Consider the following 16095-nt stretch of genomic DNA (forward strand, 5'->3'; position numbering starts at 1 on the left):
CATCAAATGTCTGATAGGGTATGTTCTAATTTTTAAGTATTAATTTCTTTTTCTCAGTTTTCTTTTTTGTTAGTTTTTTCTTTTGAAAAAAATCGCTTAAAGCTTTTTCTTCAGCTAATGTTAGAGAACTTAGTCCACCAATACTGTCTATATCTAAATCTAATTTTTTAGTTTTCATAATTATTTATTTTGAAAATATTTATTGATTAATTTCAAAGCTGATTTTGTTTCAATTATCATAATTCTACCACCGAAATGGAATGCTCCAAGTGTTTTTTCATAATGATTAACTAATTGCGATTTTGAAAGAAAAGAAACATTTCCATCGTGACCGCGCTGAAAAGATAATTTACAAGCATAAGCAACTAGATTACCAGCTACACCAGCATAAACCTTTGTTTGTCCTTTATTGAATGGAGCACTTTCAACAAGATGCATATAGACATGATCTGACTTAACTTCTAAGCTTATAAGACCTTGAATTATTTTTGAATTTCCAAAAATTGTAAGTTTATAAACATCTCTAATTGGGTTTTTAAATTCTTCATTCCAATTAAAAAGCCAGCCATTTTTCTTTGTTAAAGACTTTAAATCAGAATTTTGGACAATAGAAATTTCAGTCTGAAAACTATCTCCGGTAATCACGTTTTCTATTGAGTTTGTTAATTTGTCAATTATAAAATCGAGTCCTGATTCTGCTTCTTTATCCATACTGCTAATTTAATGAATATAATTTAATTTTGAAAACATTTGAATATGGAAAATAAATTCTGCCGACCCTCTCGACAGAATTGCTGGACTGTAATAGTTTCGAACCTAAACTTGTTAGAGCCTTATTTTGTTATGGTTTTACTTTTTAAAAATGCAATGTGCCACGATTCTGCCACAAAACTTAATTTAAGGTTTTAAACCTAAATAAAAGTGCTATTAAGTGCGAAGGACTCGAACCAATGTTCTTCGATAATGATCTTGGAGTGCTGCTGTAAAACTTAGTTGATTGGTTGTTTTTTCTTTTTCTGTTATTTCTTTTAGATTTTTTATTTAGATTTTGGTCGATGATAGGGGTGATGGATGGAAAGCAAGAATAAAATATTATCAAATTTTTCAATATTGTCACTTGACTGCAGGTTTTTAAGACATTTGAACAATAAACTATAAGTGTAAATAATTTATACTAAAAGTGTAATTTATTATCTTTGTAAGGATGAATAAAAATCTCTATATAATTGCAGGCTGTAATGGTGCTGGCAAGACTACTGCTTCATTTACAATACTTCCGGAAATACTAAATTGTAAGGAGTTTGTAAATGCGGACGAAATTGCTAAAGGACTTTCGCCTTTCCAGCCTGAAAAGGCTGCCTTTGAATCGGGAAGAATAATGCTCCGCAGAATCAATGAATTATTGGCAAATGATGAAGTTTTCGCCTTTGAAACGACTTTGGCCACAAAAAGCTATAAAGCGAAAGTGATTTCGGCTCAGGAAAAAGGATATAAAGTGGTTCTTTTATTTTTTTGGCTCGATAGTGTTGACCTGGCAATTGAAAGGGTCAAGACGAGGGTTCTGGAAGGAGGACACAATATTGAAACCGATGTTATTAAACGCAGATATAAAAACGGAATAACTAATTTGTTTGCTATATATTTGCCTATAGTTAATGAGGCATTGATCTTTGACAATACAGCTGTAAAAGCTGAATTGATAGCACAAAAAACTTTAGGCAATGATATTGAAGTTATAAATGAAATCAAGTTCGATAAACTCACAAAGAACCAATCATGAGAGAATACAAATCAACAACGACACCGACTCAGAAGAAGATTATAGAGGCAATGGATAAAGTTTCTGAAAAATTAATTGAGTTTAAAAAGAAAAATAACAGCGATCTGGTTGTTATGCAGGATGGCAAGATTGTAAGGATAAAAGCCAGTTCTTTATAAAAAGTATAGCTCTAAGCATCGAGAGCTCTCAGAAATAAGGGCTGTTTTATCTTTCTATCTTTAGTAATTTAGTGTTTTTTCTTTTTCGTATCTAAAGTTTCGAACCTAAATTCGTCAGGCTTTGATATAGCTGATTTTTCATTTTTCCAAATTTCGATGTGCCGCGATTCTGCCGCAAAACTTAGACGGGTGAAATATCTTTAAAAAACATCTAAACTTTTTGTGGCAAAAAAAACAGCTGCTCGTGAGATAAAGAACTCAGGTTTCTCATAAAAACAGCTTTGCTGTCTTTTACTGGGAATTTCAGCAAACTCTTAAAGAGTGAAATAAATGATGCTCTTCTGATTTCTGTTTCTCTTTGGAAGATAATTGATATAACCGTAATTATTTAGGTCTGCGGTACATCTATGGCAGGTGACAGGCCGCTTATTTTAGCTTTATTGCGATTGATGCTCGCTTTTAGTTTCCTTTGTACCTCGTCTTACAAGTGTATAGAACTCTTTTAAATGCCACCAGGCAGGGCACATTTCAAGGTCTCCTTTATAATGGTATATAGTGAGAAAACAGCTTTTAAGGAAAAGTTGGGAATCTGTGATTCTCGCCCATGGCTTTAACTCCACTTCCTGGGGCGGGGGAGTGGCTTCAAAATAGCGTTTTATTTCTTCTGGGGTCATGGCGCAAAAATAGGTAAAAAGTATAGGCCTGTCAAGGGTTGAGGGGTTTTCTTGGCTTAGAAATTAAGTTATCTTCTCTGCTTTTGTTCCAACTATACTGGCAGTCATAGAATTATCGTGCCGAATTTATTTCTAGTTTTTAGAATCGGTTTGAGCCCCCTTTGAAGGGTCATTATCCATTAGGTCTTTTTCTATGTCCTTGCAGGTTATGTCTTTGGGGCCGCTTTGGGGTTCCTTATAAGGGTTCTGCGGGTCATAGGGGCTGGGTGTTTTTGGCTGCGTGTTTTGGGTCTTTGATCGGGTTTTGGGAATTACGGTGGTGCTTGTGGTAATTTTGCTGTGTATAATGGTTTGCATTTATAAAATAACGATCAGGTAATGGGGCGGGTCTTTAGGTTTGATATTATTTTTTTGGAGCTTTTTCCCGCTATCCGTTCCAATCTTTTGTGCCGAACCCCGGCACAAAAGGATTTCCTCTGCTATCGGGGCTAAGGCTGCAGAGGGGCAATTATAATATATGGAAATGTGCAATTATTATCAAATTTACATTTGAATGTCATTTGATTTTCTTTCATAAAAAATCAAGTTAATTTCCCGCTCGCAAATTAAATATCATTTAATAATTTTTATATTTGATATGGAAACCAAAAACATATTATTTTAAATTGCAGGCAATGGAAAAGGGGATGAAACTGAAGGTACGAAAACAGCTCGATGGCAGACAGCAGTCCAATATCATTAAATTAAAAGGCAGTATAATTTCAAGGGGCTATACCCAGATCATACACATTGCGGACCAGGATGAGGAGTTCCATATCAATTTTTTTGATATTGAGACAGGGACAGCCAGCGAAGTGCAGGAATTTATCAATGCCTTTATAGCAAGGGAAGAGCTTGAGGACAGTGTATCGATTTTTAAATAAAGGCTCGGGGATATAATATGGATTTTAAAAAATTAACACAGAGCCAAAAACAGGTTTATATGGCAAAAATAGAAATTACCCTAGTTTCTAAAAAGCTCTTTCTTAAATGTGATTTATCTCTTCCGGACCTGGCAGAAGAAACAGGAATTCAGCTCCACATGCTTTCACACCTGATTAATTCTCAGACCAATCAAAATTTTAAAAATTATATAAATTTAATGAGAATCGGGTATTTCAAGGAAAAAGTAAACGATTCTGGGTGGAAGGATTTAACAGTAGAGCAAATGGTAATGGCCTGCGGGTTTAATTCCAGGGCTACCGCTCACAGGGCCTTTATAAGGCATGTTGGCGCGACGCCTTCGGAGTATTTAAAACTGTACAGGGTCCAATATGATCACAGGACAGTTCCTAAAAAGAGATATAACTTTGGTTGACTTTAAAGGTAAGTTCATCTTCCTGAAGCTCATCATTTCCAAGCTGCCCAAATTCGAATTCCTTCCTTACCGGATTGTCCTTTTCGGGGACTATGGTTTCAAAGGGCGCGTTTTCAGGCTCATCGCTCTTCTCAGTATCCATATCATTTTCAAACCCTTTGAAGGGTCATTCTCTATAAGGTCCTTTTCTATGTCCTTGCCCGTTATGTCTTTGGGGCCGCTTTGGGGTTCCTTATAAGGGTGCTGCGGGTCATAGGGGCTGGGTGTTTTTGGCTGCGGTTTTTGGGGCTTTGATCGGGTTTTGGTAATTACGGTGGTCCTTGTGGTAATTTTTGGTTGTATGGGAAGTTGTTGTTTTATTTTTTGAATTAGATTATTGCTGTTGTTTTTTGAAAGGAGGGTATGGGGCAGGTTGGGCAGTATTGGCGTGGTTGTCCGGGGGTGTCCTTTGTTATGTATTCTTTATTTATTATTATTTTTTGGAGCTTTTTCCCGCTATCCGTTGCAATCTTTTGCGCCGAACCCCGGCACAAAAGGATTTTCACTGCTATCGGGGCTAGGGCTGCGGGGATATTTGTTTGTCGAACTCCACATTGAAACCCAATTGTGGTATCTCTATTCAATTCTCAATTATTATTTTAAACACCATACGCCACAATTCTGTTCACAGAGTATGAAGTAAATTATAATTTTCATAAACTTACTATCTTTGATTAAAATTTAGCCATTAAAGATTATTGAAATTGTGGAAAACATTCCAATCCGCCATATTAGCCAGCAAAGTGAACCTGAATTAACAGGGAGTTTTACTATACGGGAAATAACATCCTTATTTTCCGGCAGGGATATGGTTCAGGAGCTGCACAGGCATGATTTCTATTATATATTAATTATTAAGAATGGAACAGGCCATCACGCGATTGACTTTACAGGCTATGAAATAAAAAATCATACTGTTTTTATGATGCGTCCCGGCCAGGTGCATTCACTTTTTCTAAAAGCAGGCAGCACAGGCTATTTAATACAATTTAAAACAGATTTTCTTTATTCTCATAACAGTGCCTCCCAAAAGCATCTGACCAGGCTAATTCAATACAATGCTTACAACCTCGAGCAGGAAGGATTTGCTAGGATCGAGGCTGTCGTATCAGAGGCATTAAAAGAATATACAAACAAACTCAAAGGCTATCACGAAATTTTGAAAGCAAACCTGAGCATTTTTCTTATTGAACTGCTTCGGCAGCGGCCCGATAAAGCTGTAGCGGCTATGCGGGATAACACCTATGCACAGGAAAAATTGGAGCAATTTCTGGAACTTGTGGAAAAAAACAGTATTCTCCATAAACAGGTTTCACAATATACCGGTTTATTAAATTTATCATCCTACCAGCTAAGCGCCGTTACAAAAACTTTACTTGCTAAAACCCCTTCTGAGATTATAAACCAGCATATTATCCTGGAAGCTAAACGCCAGCTTTTAGCGACCTCAAAGCAGGTGGGCCAGATTGCCTGCGACTTAGGATATGATGACCCTTCGTATTTCACCCGGTTTTTTAAAAGGCATACCGGCCTCTCTCCAGAGTCCTTTAGGCAAAACTCTAAATAAGTCCTAACGATCTTCATTTCTGTCCTATCATATAGGTTTTCCACTGAAGTAATTTTGTCCAATAAAATTAATTCAAACCCAGATCAGTATGAAAACAAAAATGAAACTGATGGCATCCTTAAAGATATGGCTGGCCATTTATCCCTCAATTACACTTTTTTTATTCCTCTTTGGCAATGCATTATCCTTATTGCCTTTATACCAGCGGACTTTTATACTCACCATAGCGTTGGTTCCCTGGATTGTATTTGCCGGGATTCCGTTTTTAGATTTTATCCTGCGCCAGTTTACCTATAAACCCAAAAAATAAAAGCTAAAAATGGATCGTCCAATAAAAACCGGTCTGGTCAGTTCCGGCGCGGCTGCCGGTATGGATTTAACAGAACCAAGACGTAAGTTCATTAAACAAACCGGATTGGCAATAGCAGCTTTAACTTTTCCATTTCCACTTAAAGAATTTTATATGAGTACAGTTAGTAAAAATTTTGATGTCATTATTATCGGGGGAAGCTATTCCGGCCTGGCCGCAGCAATGGCACTGGGAAGGGCATTAAAACAAGTTTTGGTTATCAATAGCGGTGAGCCCTGCAATGCACAAACGCCATATTCCCATAATTTCCTCACCCAGGACGGCAACAGACCTGCAGGAATCTACACTGTGGGAAAACAGCAGGCAGAAAAGTATGAAACGGTACAATTCCTTAACGGTTTTGCTTCCACTGGAAAGAAAACGGGCAAAGGTTTTGAAATAATGATGGAAACCGGTGAAACTTTCCAGGCCTTAAAATTAATTTTCGCTACGGGCATAAAAGATGTAATGCCGCCAATTGAGGGGTTTTCAGAATGCTGGGGGATTTCAGCTATACACTGCCCATATTGTCATGGCTATGAAGTGCGGGGTAGCAGGACAGGGATTCTGGGCAATGATGATCATGCATTTGAACTGGCTAAGATGATTTCAAACTGGACCCCGGATCTGACCCTCTATACCAATGGTGTATCTGCGATAACCGCGGCGCAGACTGCTTTGCTGAAGGAAAATAATATTAGAATTATAGAAAAGCAGATCAGTAAGCTGGAACATCTTGCGGGGCATATCCGGAATATTGTGTTTACCGACGGCACAAAATCTTCACTAAATGCTATCTATGCCCCCAGGCCTTTTATACAGCACTGCACAATACCTGAATCGCTGGGATGTCTAATGACCCAGGACGGCTATATTAAGACTGATCCTTTTCAGCAGACATCCATTGAAGGTATTTATGCATCCGGGGACAATGCATCGCGGGTCAGGACTATTGCCAATGCAGTGGCAATGGGAACTGCAGCGGGTATGGCAGCCAGTAAAAAGCTGATAATGGAACAATTTTAATGTTGAAGCCATAATGGCACATAAGGATGCATTATCTGAGTTCTTTCGTGTTCAACTCAATTATGTCCAAAAAAATTGAAAACGGAATGAGATATCTTTTTCAAAGAAAAATAAACCAAAAAAAATTAAAATTCACAATTATGAAAATTATTATAGTAGGTGCAAGCGGCACTATGGGAACTCATTTAGTAAAAGCTCTCAGAGAAGAGCATGAAGTGATCACAGTGGCATCCAAAGGATGTGACATCGATGCCGATATTACTTCAACAGAATCAATTGAAAACCTCTTCAGGCAGACGGGTTCATTTGATGCCTTAATTTCAACGGCAGGTCCAACATTTGTAGGTCCATGGAGCAAATTAAATGACACAACATTCAGAAATGGGGTGGAAGGAAAAATGATGGGGCAGATAAATCTGGTGTTGATAGGTCAGAATTATATTAACCCAAAAGGCTCATTTACTTTAATTACCGGTGCTTTAACATATGAGCCACAGGTAAACTTTGCCAACGCTTCAGCTGCTAACGGTGCTGTAGAAGGCTTTGTTCGGGCAGCGGCAATTGAACTGGAAAACGGGATTCGTATTAATGCAGTGAGCCCAACAGTTATTGAAGATTCACCACAGTATTTCCCATACTTTCCTGGAGAGATCCCTACAACAATGAGACAGTTGGAATTTATGTTTCGTAAAAGCTTGTTTGGTAAGATAACAGGGCATATCATTAGACCTTAAAGCAAGTCCAACAGCTGCCTTCGGGTCATTATATTCAAGTATAATGACCTAGGCTGAAAGGCAGGTCTCAATCTTCAAAATCAGAAATAGTCCCATTAAAAAATAATCATCTGTTTTATCTAAAAAGGCTAAGTGAAAAATAGAGTTAAATGTGAGGGGAAGCTGCAGATTCAAACCCTAATCCGATAGCACATCTATTTACTGTGTTTTTAGTTTTAAAAAATACCATGTGCCCCGACGTTGCCACAAAACTAAAAAAATACTGGAAATTGAGAAAATAAGTAGCTTGACGGCCTTAACTTTTGTGGCAAAAAAGGTACCCACTCTAATACCCATGTGCCACAATTCTGCCACAAAACTTAAAGTGGTGAAATATCTTTAAAAAATACCTAAGCTTTTTGCGGCAAAAAAAATCTGCTCGTGAGATAAAGAACCCAAGGTTTCTCAGTAAAAAACAGCTCTGCTGTCTTTTACTGAGAATTTTAGTAAACTCTTAAAGGGTGAAATAAATGATGCTCTTTTGATTTCTATTTCTCTTTGGAAGATAATGTATATAACCGTAATCATTCAGGTCTCCGGTACATCTATGGTAGGTAACAGGGCCGCTTATTTTAGCAATCTTCATAATTTCATGTCTATATGCTTTAATAGGATTAATATAGCCTGCAGCAGTTCTGAATTGTAGTAATGCCGCAAAAATTCCAATATGCGTAATGCTATTGCGCTGGTCTTTTTCTATTGCTTTGAAGAATTGCGTTAAAGGATTCAGCCGGTCCATTACTCTTGTTATTTACTTGTGTTTTTTTTCTGAAACGGCGCCAATAGGGCTTTTTTTTTGGAGCTTTTCCCGCTATCCGTTCTAATCTTTTGCGCCGAACCCCGGCACAAAAGGATTTCCACTGCTATCGGGGCTAGGGCTGCTGATCAGCCCTGTTTTGTTTTGGAGAACTGCATATTGGAACCCAATTGTTGTACTTGTAATCAATACTCAATTTTTGTTTTAAAAATACCATAAGCCACAATTCTGCTTCTGTCGCATCTAAAGCTAAGTTTTATCTTTGCTTTTTTAATTCTTAAACTCATCAATACTAAAGGTCATTGCTATCCGAAGTCAATTATACTGCAGGCCGTATATTTTAAGCTTAGGTTTACATTAAGCTATCGGGATGTTGAAGAGATCATGAAAATGCGAGGAGTTTCTGTTGATCATGCTAGTATTCAGTGCTGGGTTTATAAGTTTAGACCTTTGCTTGAGTAAGAGATGAAGAAGAGAAAAGGCAGAGTGGGGGCGAGTTGGAGATTGGATGGAACCTATATCAAAGTAAAAGGCATTTGGTGTTATTTATATCAAGCGACAGATAAATTGGGCAATACAGTAGACTTTCTTTTGACCAGAAAAAGACAGAGAATCAGTGCTTGGTCATTTCTAATTAAAGCAATTAATAATAACTACAAGCCAAGAGTAATAAATATTGATAAAAGCGGTTCAAATACTACCGCTATCAAAGTCTATAACAAGCGTTCATTTCAAAGATTAAAATCCGACAGTGTAAATATGGCAACAATATTGTAGAACAGGACCATCTTTTTATCAAGTGGCGCATACAAAACGGATTAGGTTTTAAAAGTTTTGAATCGGCCAGACGAACCTTGAGCGGAATTCAAGTTGTAGATATGCTGAGAAAGAACCAGATGATTGGACCAGGGATAACTATGTTTAAATCATTCTGTAAAGTGGCGGGCTAACTTTTAAATGACTTAAATTTTTATATTTGATTCTGGCAGATGCGACAGAACCCATAGAGCAAAAGTGAAACTTTAGTTTAAAGAAAACATACGTTTATTAAAATGAAGTTTAAATTATGAAATATTTAAAAGGCATACTAAAGATGCTTCCAAATTAAATTTTAAATTTACTGGCTGAAACAAAATTAAGAAAGTTAATTACTTATCTCAATATGTTCACATGCAAGTTACTCGCCCATTTTAATGAAGAACTTAAACATATAAATGTACATACAATTAGAAGAATATTTTAAAACAAGAACTGAAATTGACGATAAGACACTTTCTCATATCTCTTCCTACTTTAAAATTAAAAAGACCAAAAGGAACGAATTTCTGTTGGAAGAAGACGCAATTTGCAAACATTTCTTCTTTGTAAATAAGGGTTGTATACGACTTTTCAACATTAACAACAATGGAGAAGAAGGAACGAGATATTTTCATTTTGAGGATTCTTTTGGAACCGCGTTACCAAGTCTCATCAATCAAACAGCGTCGTACGAATTTATGCAGACTATTGAACCTTCGGAATTGTTGGTTATAGAACGTGACGACTACTTTCATTTTGTTGAAACTGTTCCACAGTTTGCTTTTATTTACAGAGAAATTCTGGAATCAGCATACCTAAAGTCTCAGGAACGTATTTATTGTTTTCAAAGTTTAGAAGCCATAGAAAAAGTTCGTTGGGTTTTGACAAATCAATCAAAATGGTTGACAAGAATATCAAATAAAATGGTTGCATCTTATTTAGGACTTACCCCTCAAACATTAAGCAGATTAAAATCAAAGCTGTAAAAATGTGAACATAGGACAATGTTTACAAAAAATACTCTGGTCATCTTTGTACTTCAACAAACAATAAAAAAGTTCAAATATGATTTTAGTAACTACGCCGACAGGCAACACAGGCTCAATGATTCTACGACAATTAATAGAGCGAGGACAACAGGTCAGAATTTTTGTCAGAGATCCCGAAAAAATATCAGCTGACATTTTAGAAAAAGTAGAAGTTTCAACCGGCTCTCTACTTAATGAATCTGAATTTACAGAAGCATTGCAAGGATGCGACACGCTCTATTTTTGTGTACCTCAGAGCAACACGCAAGAAGATGTAAATGCCTACTACGAAAGCTTTGCTAACGTAGCTTCAAACGCAATTAAAAATGCAGGCACAGAAAGAGTTGTTTATTTGTCAAGCGGTGGGAAGGAAAGCAATTTGCAGGCAGGTCTTATAACAGCACTCCATAAAGGTGAAGATATCATCAATCAGTCAGGTGCATCAGTCAGGGCATTGCGCTGCCCTGTATTTTACGAAAGCATTTTGTATCAAATTACATCATTAAAAAAAACGGGAATGTTCTTTTTGCCCATCAACGGAAATTACAAAATGCCACAAGTTGCGGTAAAAGACATTGCGTCGAAAGCTGTAGAACTTCTAATTGATAAAACCTGGGCAGGTGTAGAAGGATATGCGATTCAGGGTCCGAAAGATATCAGCTATAGCGACATTGCAATTCAACTGAGTGAATTGACAGGCAAACCGATCCGTTTTCAGCAGGTTTCAAATGAAGACTATATTAAAACACTATTAGGACAACACCATACATCGGAAGCATTTGCATTCTCTTTAACTGAAATGCTGACGGCAATTGGTAATGGCCTGTATGATGCTGAGCCGAGAACAGATGATACTACGACAACAATTAAGGACTGGATGATTGAAAATGTAGTTGATAAAATAAAATAAGGCTGAACAAAGAAGAAACCTGCAAATGGCATTGGTAACTTAACTTTACATTTATCCTCTTTTGAATATTTTATTTATTTTTGATACCTGCCAATCGACAGTTTCACATTATAATTATGGCAGAAATTCTGTTCTGCATCACTTATCAAGTTATTTAAGAAATCAAAAGAGGATAAATACAAACAAAACAAATAGATTATGATCAAAGTATGTATTGCAGGAGGAGCAGGTTGGGCTGGTTCCGAACTGAGCAAAGAAGTTTTAAACCATACAAACATGCAACTTGTTGGAGCACTTTCGAGAAACAACAAGGGCGAAAATTTAGCTGAAATACTTAATTTAGGCTCCAGAAATATTCCAATTTTCGAAGATATGGAAACCACTTTGTCAACAGTAGATTTCGATGTTTTAGTGGATTAAAAAAAACAATAATGTAGACAATTGAGATAATAATTCATATGATTGCCAAATTTTTGGAGCAAAAAGTATCAAGTACATCAAATGTCTGATATGGTATGTTCTAATTTTTAAGTATTAATTTCTTTTTCTCAGTTTTCTTTTTTGTTAGTTTTTTCTTTTGAAAAAAATCGCTTAAAGCTTTTTCTTCAGCTAATGTTAGAGAACTTAGTCCACCAATACTGTCTATATCTAAATCTAATTTTTTAGTTTTCATAATTATTTATTTTGAAAATATTTATTGATTAATTTCAAAGCTGATTTTGTTTCAATTATCATAATTCTACCACCGAAATGGAATGCTCCAAGTGTTTTTTCATAATGATCAGCTAATTGCGATTTTGAAAGAAAAGAAACATTTCCATCGTGACCGCGCTGAAAAGATAATTTACAAGCATAAGCAGCCAGATTACCAGCTGCACCAGCATAAACCTTTGTTTGTCCTTTATTGAATGGAGCACTTTCAACAAGATGCATATAGACATGATCTGACTTAACTTCTAAGCTTGAAGACCTTGAATTATTTTTGAATTTCCAAAAATTGTAAGTTTATAAACATCTCTAATTGGATTTTTAAATTCTTCATTCCAATTAAAAAGCCAGCCATTTTTCTTTGTTAAAGACTTTAAATCAGAATTTTGGAGAATAGAAATTTCAGTCTGAAAACTATCTCCGGTAATCACGTTTTCTATTGAGTTTGTTAATTTGTCAATTATAAAATCGAGTCCTGATTCTGCTTCTTTATCCATAGTGCTAATTTAATGAATATAATCTAATTTTGAAAACATTTGAATATGGAAAATAAATTCTGCCGACCCTCTCGAGAGAATTGCTGGACTGTAATAGTTTCGAACCTAAGCTTCCTACAGCTTTATTTTTCTGGGTTTCTATTTTTTAAAACATTTCCTTGCCGCGATTCTGGCACAAAACTTTGATTAGTGAAATATCTTTAAAACCGCCTTAATTTTTTGTGGCAAAAAAGGTATCCCTTCCAAAGAACACGTGCCATGATATTGCCAAAAACTTAAATTGGTGAAATATCTTTAAAAAACACCTAAACTTTTTGTGGAAAAAAAATAGCTGCTCGTGAGATAAAGAACCCAGGTTTCTAATAAAAACAGCTTTGCTGTCTTTTACTGGGAATTTTAGAAAACTCTTAAACGGTGAAATAAATGATGCTCTTCTGATTTCTGTTTCTCTTTGGAAGATAATTTATATAACCGTAATCATTCAGGTCTCCGGTGCATCTATGGCAGGTGACAGGGCCGCTTATTTCAGCAGTCTTCATAATTTCATGCCTGTATGCTTTAATAGGATTCGTATAACCTGCAGTAGTTCTTAATTGTAGTAATGCTGCAAAAGTTCCAATAGGGGTAATCTTGGCGGGCTGTCCTTTATCAGATGTAAAGCGGACAGGGGCGGTTTTTTTTTTTACAGCATAAGGATCTGTGTTTATAGAACAGCGGTCAGGTTATCGGGGGGGGGGGAGGTGCAGTATTATATACAATGACCATGCTGATCAGTGGGTTTTTAGGTTTGATTTGTTATTTTTTTAGGAGCTTTTCCCGCTATGCGTTCTAATCTTTTGCGCCGAACCCCGGCACAAAAGGATTTCCACTTCTATCGGGGCTAAAAAAATGCTAACGGCTGTTAGGAATACACCAATTTTTTGCTTCAGTTGAGCAATAATTATATTTAAAAAAACAAGAGCAGGAAATTCAAATTTTCTCCTAAATCAAGTCATATTCTTGCGGATGGTGATGATTCAATAATTAATTTGGGATGCGGACCGCTTGCAGTGATAGTTTCATAGAGATGTTTTTCTTAACCCTCTACATTTTATTATTTCGATAATTTCGATCTTTAAGTTTAATTTTAAAACTATGTCAGAACCTGCCTTTTAAACCAGAAAATAAATAACACTTTTTTGATTTCTATTTTTTTTGGGGACATAGTTTATATAGCCGTATTCATTTAAGTCTTTTATGCACCTGTGATACGTGACAGGGCCGGTTATTTTGGCTATTTTCATAATTTCATGCCTGAAGGCTTTGATAGGATTGATATTGCCTTGATTTGTTCTGAATTGAAGCAGTGCCGCAAAAATTCCAATATGGGTAATGCTGATGCGCTGGTCTTTTTCTATCGATCTAAAGAATTCCGTTAAAGGATTTAATTGTTCCATCACTGCTGTATTTTAGATTTTATTCCTTTTTGGACAGATTGTTTAGGGAATGTTGCTGCCTGGTTTTTTGATGAAGCTGTCTGGATTTTACGAAAATGCCGGTCATAGATATTCAATGATCTAAACTGCGGATTGGCCTCTATATAAATCTGATTTTCTCGTCCATTTTTAATCAGCAAAGCAGATACTCTGTCACCCTGTCTTAAAGCATGTTTTAGTTTCTCCATTTCATATGTATTAGATATCTCTTTTAAAGGAATGGACTTTAAAGTCTTTTCTAAATCATAAGCATATTCATTTCGAAATTCTTTTAAGTGATAATTGCCCGAAGCGTCTCTATCATTAAAGTCGAGCTGAAACCATGATTGGTTATGCTCTACAGAACGACCGGACAATAAATTATAAACTTCATTAAGTTTAAAATTGCGTTCCTGCCCATTTTTAAAGTAATAATCCCTGCTGTCTTCTGGTGCAGAATTATTCTGCATGCTGCTTTTAAATCCATCGAGTTCAAAATGCCTTTCAGCATTTTTTGAAAACGAAAGAGTATGAGTAATCTTTTCTTTTTCATTAATGTAGTAGGATAGAGGAATGCTGAAATTTTCCTGTTCTTTGTCAATAAGATTTTTTAATTTTTCGGATAAATCAGGAAAGCCGATACGCTGCACTTCCTCGTTAAGCGAATTGAAGTTTCTTTCGTCTTTTTTTGCCTCACTGCGAAGTGAAAGCTGATTTTGCGTGCTGGTGATTATTTTCCTCAGGATACGTGAAATGAGACTTGGATATAATTGTTTTGACATCCTATGGATTTCCATTTTAAGGATTTGAAGCGTATGCTGTTCCTCAATATTTTTTGAAGATTTGTATTTCGTTCTGATTCTCTCGAACTGCCGCAGTTTCTCAGCCAATAAAGATCTGTTTTCTGCCGGAGTAATTGAAAAGAGCGTATTGAAACGCTCCTCTCTTGCTTTCCATTGGCTGAATTCCATTTCTACTCTATTTACGGGAAACTGCGGGTTCATCATTTAAGCTTTAATTATTTTTAAATCTCTAAACCGAATTAGACTGCTGTCTTCTTTTTTTTGGTTTGTTCGCCGAAGGAGTTTCACTGTTCTCATCAGCATTCTCAGACTGTTTTTTGTCAGATTGTTTTTCAGACGTTTTTTCTCCTTCAGATTTTTTCTCTTCTTTGCTTTCTCGATGATTGATGCGCTGAAGGTTTCCATCATATACATTAAGAGTCTTAAACTGCGGATTTGCTTCCACGAACATTTTGCTTTCAACGCCGCTGACAACAAAAGTCACAGACTGCAGATTTCCTTTTTTAAGGGAGTTCATAAGGTCTTCCTTATATTGCGGCGTACTGAGTTCTTTTATGGAATGTTTCTCAAGACTGGCTTCCAGATCATAGCCGTAATTCTGATGGTAATGGTTAATCTTAAAATTTCCGGAATTGTCTGTCTGTTTAAAATCGAATTTTAACCAGGAATTGTAACTTTCTCCTTCTTTAGTTTTAAGATCCTTATTTACCGAACGGCCTTCCATTAAATTATAGGCTTCTTTGAGCGTAATGCTGGTTGCATCATTATTGATGTAAAAGGTCTGCTGCAGTCCCGGCTTGTTTTCTTCTTTCTGAAGATTCACCTGATAAGAATTAAAAAAGTACATATCAGTCTGATCTGACTTCTTGAAGTTCAGCTCAACCGTTACGGTATCTCTGTTTGGAACGCCATTGTTCATAATGCCGGTGTGCATGATTTTAAAATCCTTATCTCCTTTCAGCATGTTTTCTCTCAATTCAGTATCGAAAGTTTCTCCAAATCCAGTATATTTCAGCTGGTCTTTCAGGTATTTTAAATTAGTCTCATTCATAATGTTTGTATTTAAGTTATTTTCTGGTAATTCCTTGTTTTCTCTTGCCAGACGGACAAACTCCGTAAGATCCAGTTTCTGATTGCTGTACAGATCAATTCCGCTCTGCGTGACTATCTTTAAGTCATTTATAAGCGAATCGATCGGCACGCTCTTAAAATAGTCGATATCATTACTCCCCACCAGACAATGGTCCTCTGCGCCCATTGATGTCCTGAAAAAAGCAATGTTGTCGCTGTCAGCTGATAGATTAACAGGGTGTGCAGCATAGCGATAGCCTAGTGAAGCCATTTCCTCTGCAAAGCTTAACAGCGTTTCGGTCTCATTGATATTTATATTCATGATCTGCTTTTTTAGTTCTTTAGG

General features: G+C 36.3%; 24 protein-coding genes. 13 read left to right on the forward strand and 11 right to left on the reverse strand.

The window, feature by feature from the left end:
- Positions 1–25 precede the first annotated feature (25 nt).
- Together ACQY44_RS03920 and ACQY44_RS03925 are read right to left on the reverse strand one after the other, a co-directional pair.
- Complete coding sequence (locus ACQY44_RS03920; protein ID WP_165571361.1) at positions 26–178, reverse strand: hypothetical protein; 153 nt, start codon at positions 176–178, stop codon at positions 26–28.
- Positions 179–180: 2 nt separating this feature from the next.
- Positions 181–711, reverse strand: a complete 531-nt coding sequence (locus tag ACQY44_RS03925; RefSeq protein WP_428229107.1) for a hypothetical protein — start codon at positions 709–711, stop codon at positions 181–183.
- Between the two features lie 493 nt (positions 712–1204).
- Here ACQY44_RS03925 and ACQY44_RS03930 point away from each other — a divergent pair, with 493 nt between their 5' ends.
- Together ACQY44_RS03930 and ACQY44_RS03935 are read left to right on the forward strand one after the other, a co-directional pair.
- A complete protein-coding gene (locus ACQY44_RS03930; RefSeq protein WP_428229108.1) occupies positions 1205–1780 on the forward strand; it encodes a zeta toxin in 576 nt (191 codons plus the stop codon).
- Positions 1777–1938, forward strand: a complete 162-nt coding sequence (locus ACQY44_RS03935) for a hypothetical protein (RefSeq protein WP_165571362.1) — start codon at positions 1777–1779, stop codon at positions 1936–1938. The genes ACQY44_RS03930 and ACQY44_RS03935 overlap by 4 nt, the downstream gene beginning before the upstream one ends.
- Before the next feature lie 437 nt (positions 1939–2375).
- Here ACQY44_RS03935 and ACQY44_RS03940 read toward each other — a convergent pair whose 3' ends face one another.
- Complete coding sequence (locus ACQY44_RS03940; protein WP_428229109.1) at positions 2376–2612, reverse strand: DUF6965 family protein; 237 nt, start codon at positions 2610–2612, stop codon at positions 2376–2378.
- A 674-nt stretch (positions 2613–3286) separates the two neighbouring features.
- On the opposite strand from ACQY44_RS03940, the gene ACQY44_RS03945 reads away from it, so the two are divergent.
- Both ACQY44_RS03945 and ACQY44_RS03950 read left to right on the forward strand, forming a co-directional pair.
- Positions 3287–3535 (forward strand): hypothetical protein, encoded by a 249-nt coding sequence (locus ACQY44_RS03945; protein WP_428229110.1) that lies wholly within the window; start codon positions 3287–3289, stop codon positions 3533–3535.
- 59 nt (positions 3536–3594) lie between these two features.
- Entirely contained in the window at positions 3595–3969 is a 375-nt protein-coding gene (locus tag ACQY44_RS03950) for a helix-turn-helix domain-containing protein (RefSeq protein ID WP_428229111.1), read from the forward strand.
- On the opposite strand, the gene ACQY44_RS03955 is transcribed toward ACQY44_RS03950, so the two are convergent.
- Positions 3944–4111 carry a hypothetical protein gene (locus tag ACQY44_RS03955; RefSeq protein ID WP_428229112.1) on the reverse strand — a complete coding sequence of 56 codons (168 nt, stop codon included), beginning with the start codon at positions 4109–4111 and terminating at the stop codon, positions 3944–3946. The genes ACQY44_RS03950 and ACQY44_RS03955 overlap by 26 nt on opposite strands.
- A 603-nt stretch (positions 4112–4714) precedes the next feature.
- Between ACQY44_RS03955 and ACQY44_RS03960 the strand changes: the two genes are divergently transcribed.
- From ACQY44_RS03960 to ACQY44_RS03975, 4 genes are all read left to right on the forward strand, one after another.
- Positions 4715–5575, forward strand: coding sequence for an AraC family transcriptional regulator (locus ACQY44_RS03960; RefSeq protein WP_428229113.1), 861 nt, complete (start codon positions 4715–4717; stop codon positions 5573–5575).
- Between the two features lie 88 nt (positions 5576–5663).
- Positions 5664–5885, forward strand: a complete 222-nt coding sequence (locus ACQY44_RS03965; protein ID WP_428229114.1) for a hypothetical protein — start codon at positions 5664–5666, stop codon at positions 5883–5885.
- 9 nt (positions 5886–5894) lie between these two features.
- Positions 5895–6950 carry an NAD(P)/FAD-dependent oxidoreductase gene (locus tag ACQY44_RS03970; protein ID WP_428229115.1) on the forward strand — a complete coding sequence of 352 codons (1056 nt, stop codon included), beginning with the start codon at positions 5895–5897 and terminating at the stop codon, positions 6948–6950.
- 62 nt (positions 6951–7012) lie between these two features.
- On the forward strand, positions 7013–7684 hold the full coding sequence (locus ACQY44_RS03975) for a short chain dehydrogenase (protein ID WP_428229116.1): 672 nt from the start codon (positions 7013–7015) through the stop codon (positions 7682–7684).
- Between the two features lie 493 nt (positions 7685–8177).
- Here ACQY44_RS03975 and ACQY44_RS03980 read toward each other — a convergent pair whose 3' ends face one another.
- Complete coding sequence (locus ACQY44_RS03980) at positions 8178–8462, reverse strand: hypothetical protein (protein WP_428229117.1); 285 nt, start codon at positions 8460–8462, stop codon at positions 8178–8180.
- A gap of 483 nt (positions 8463–8945) precedes the next feature.
- Between ACQY44_RS03980 and ACQY44_RS03985 the strand changes: the two genes are divergently transcribed.
- From ACQY44_RS03985 to ACQY44_RS04005, 5 genes are all read left to right on the forward strand, one after another.
- Complete coding sequence (locus ACQY44_RS03985; protein ID WP_428229104.1) at positions 8946–9257, forward strand: DDE-type integrase/transposase/recombinase; 312 nt, start codon at positions 8946–8948, stop codon at positions 9255–9257.
- A gap of 17 nt (positions 9258–9274) precedes the next feature.
- Positions 9275–9430, forward strand: a complete 156-nt coding sequence (locus ACQY44_RS03990; RefSeq protein WP_428229611.1) for a hypothetical protein — start codon at positions 9275–9277, stop codon at positions 9428–9430.
- A 264-nt stretch (positions 9431–9694) separates the two neighbouring features.
- Positions 9695–10264 (forward strand): Crp/Fnr family transcriptional regulator, encoded by a 570-nt coding sequence (locus ACQY44_RS03995; RefSeq protein WP_428229118.1) that lies wholly within the window; start codon positions 9695–9697, stop codon positions 10262–10264.
- A gap of 79 nt (positions 10265–10343) precedes the next feature.
- Positions 10344–11216, forward strand: a complete 873-nt coding sequence (locus ACQY44_RS04000) for an NAD(P)H-binding protein (protein ID WP_428229105.1) — start codon at positions 10344–10346, stop codon at positions 11214–11216.
- Between the two features lie 198 nt (positions 11217–11414).
- Positions 11415–11636, forward strand: coding sequence for a hypothetical protein (locus tag ACQY44_RS04005; RefSeq protein WP_428229106.1), 222 nt, complete (start codon positions 11415–11417; stop codon positions 11634–11636).
- 100 nt (positions 11637–11736) lie between these two features.
- On the opposite strand, the gene ACQY44_RS04010 is transcribed toward ACQY44_RS04005, so the two are convergent.
- The 6 genes from ACQY44_RS04010 to ACQY44_RS04035 all read right to left on the reverse strand — a co-directional run bounded on the left by ACQY44_RS04010 (position 11737) and on the right by ACQY44_RS04035 (position 16071).
- The gene (locus ACQY44_RS04010) at positions 11737–11889 is read right to left on the reverse strand and encodes a hypothetical protein (protein WP_165571361.1); all 153 of its coding nucleotides are present in this window, start codon (positions 11887–11889) and stop codon (positions 11737–11739) included.
- Between the two features lie 2 nt (positions 11890–11891).
- Positions 11892–12149, reverse strand: a complete 258-nt coding sequence (locus ACQY44_RS04015) for a hypothetical protein (protein ID WP_428229119.1) — start codon at positions 12147–12149, stop codon at positions 11892–11894.
- Positions 12150–12172: 23 nt separating this feature from the next.
- Complete coding sequence (locus tag ACQY44_RS04020; protein ID WP_428229120.1) at positions 12173–12421, reverse strand: hypothetical protein; 249 nt, start codon at positions 12419–12421, stop codon at positions 12173–12175.
- A 1151-nt stretch (positions 12422–13572) separates the two neighbouring features.
- A complete protein-coding gene (locus ACQY44_RS04025) occupies positions 13573–13857 on the reverse strand; it encodes a hypothetical protein (RefSeq protein ID WP_428229121.1) in 285 nt (94 codons plus the stop codon).
- Complete coding sequence (locus ACQY44_RS04030; protein ID WP_428229122.1) at positions 13857–14882, reverse strand: hypothetical protein; 1026 nt, start codon at positions 14880–14882, stop codon at positions 13857–13859. Before ACQY44_RS04030 ends, ACQY44_RS04025 begins: the two co-directional genes overlap by 1 nt.
- 25 nt (positions 14883–14907) lie before the next feature.
- On the reverse strand, positions 14908–16071 hold the full coding sequence (locus ACQY44_RS04035; RefSeq protein ID WP_428229123.1) for a hypothetical protein: 1164 nt from the start codon (positions 16069–16071) through the stop codon (positions 14908–14910).
- Positions 16072–16095 lie beyond the last annotated feature (24 nt).

It is taken from the genome of Flavobacterium sp. (genome assembly GCF_965277525.1).
Taxonomy (GTDB): Bacteria; Bacteroidota; Bacteroidia; order Flavobacteriales; family Flavobacteriaceae; genus Flavobacterium.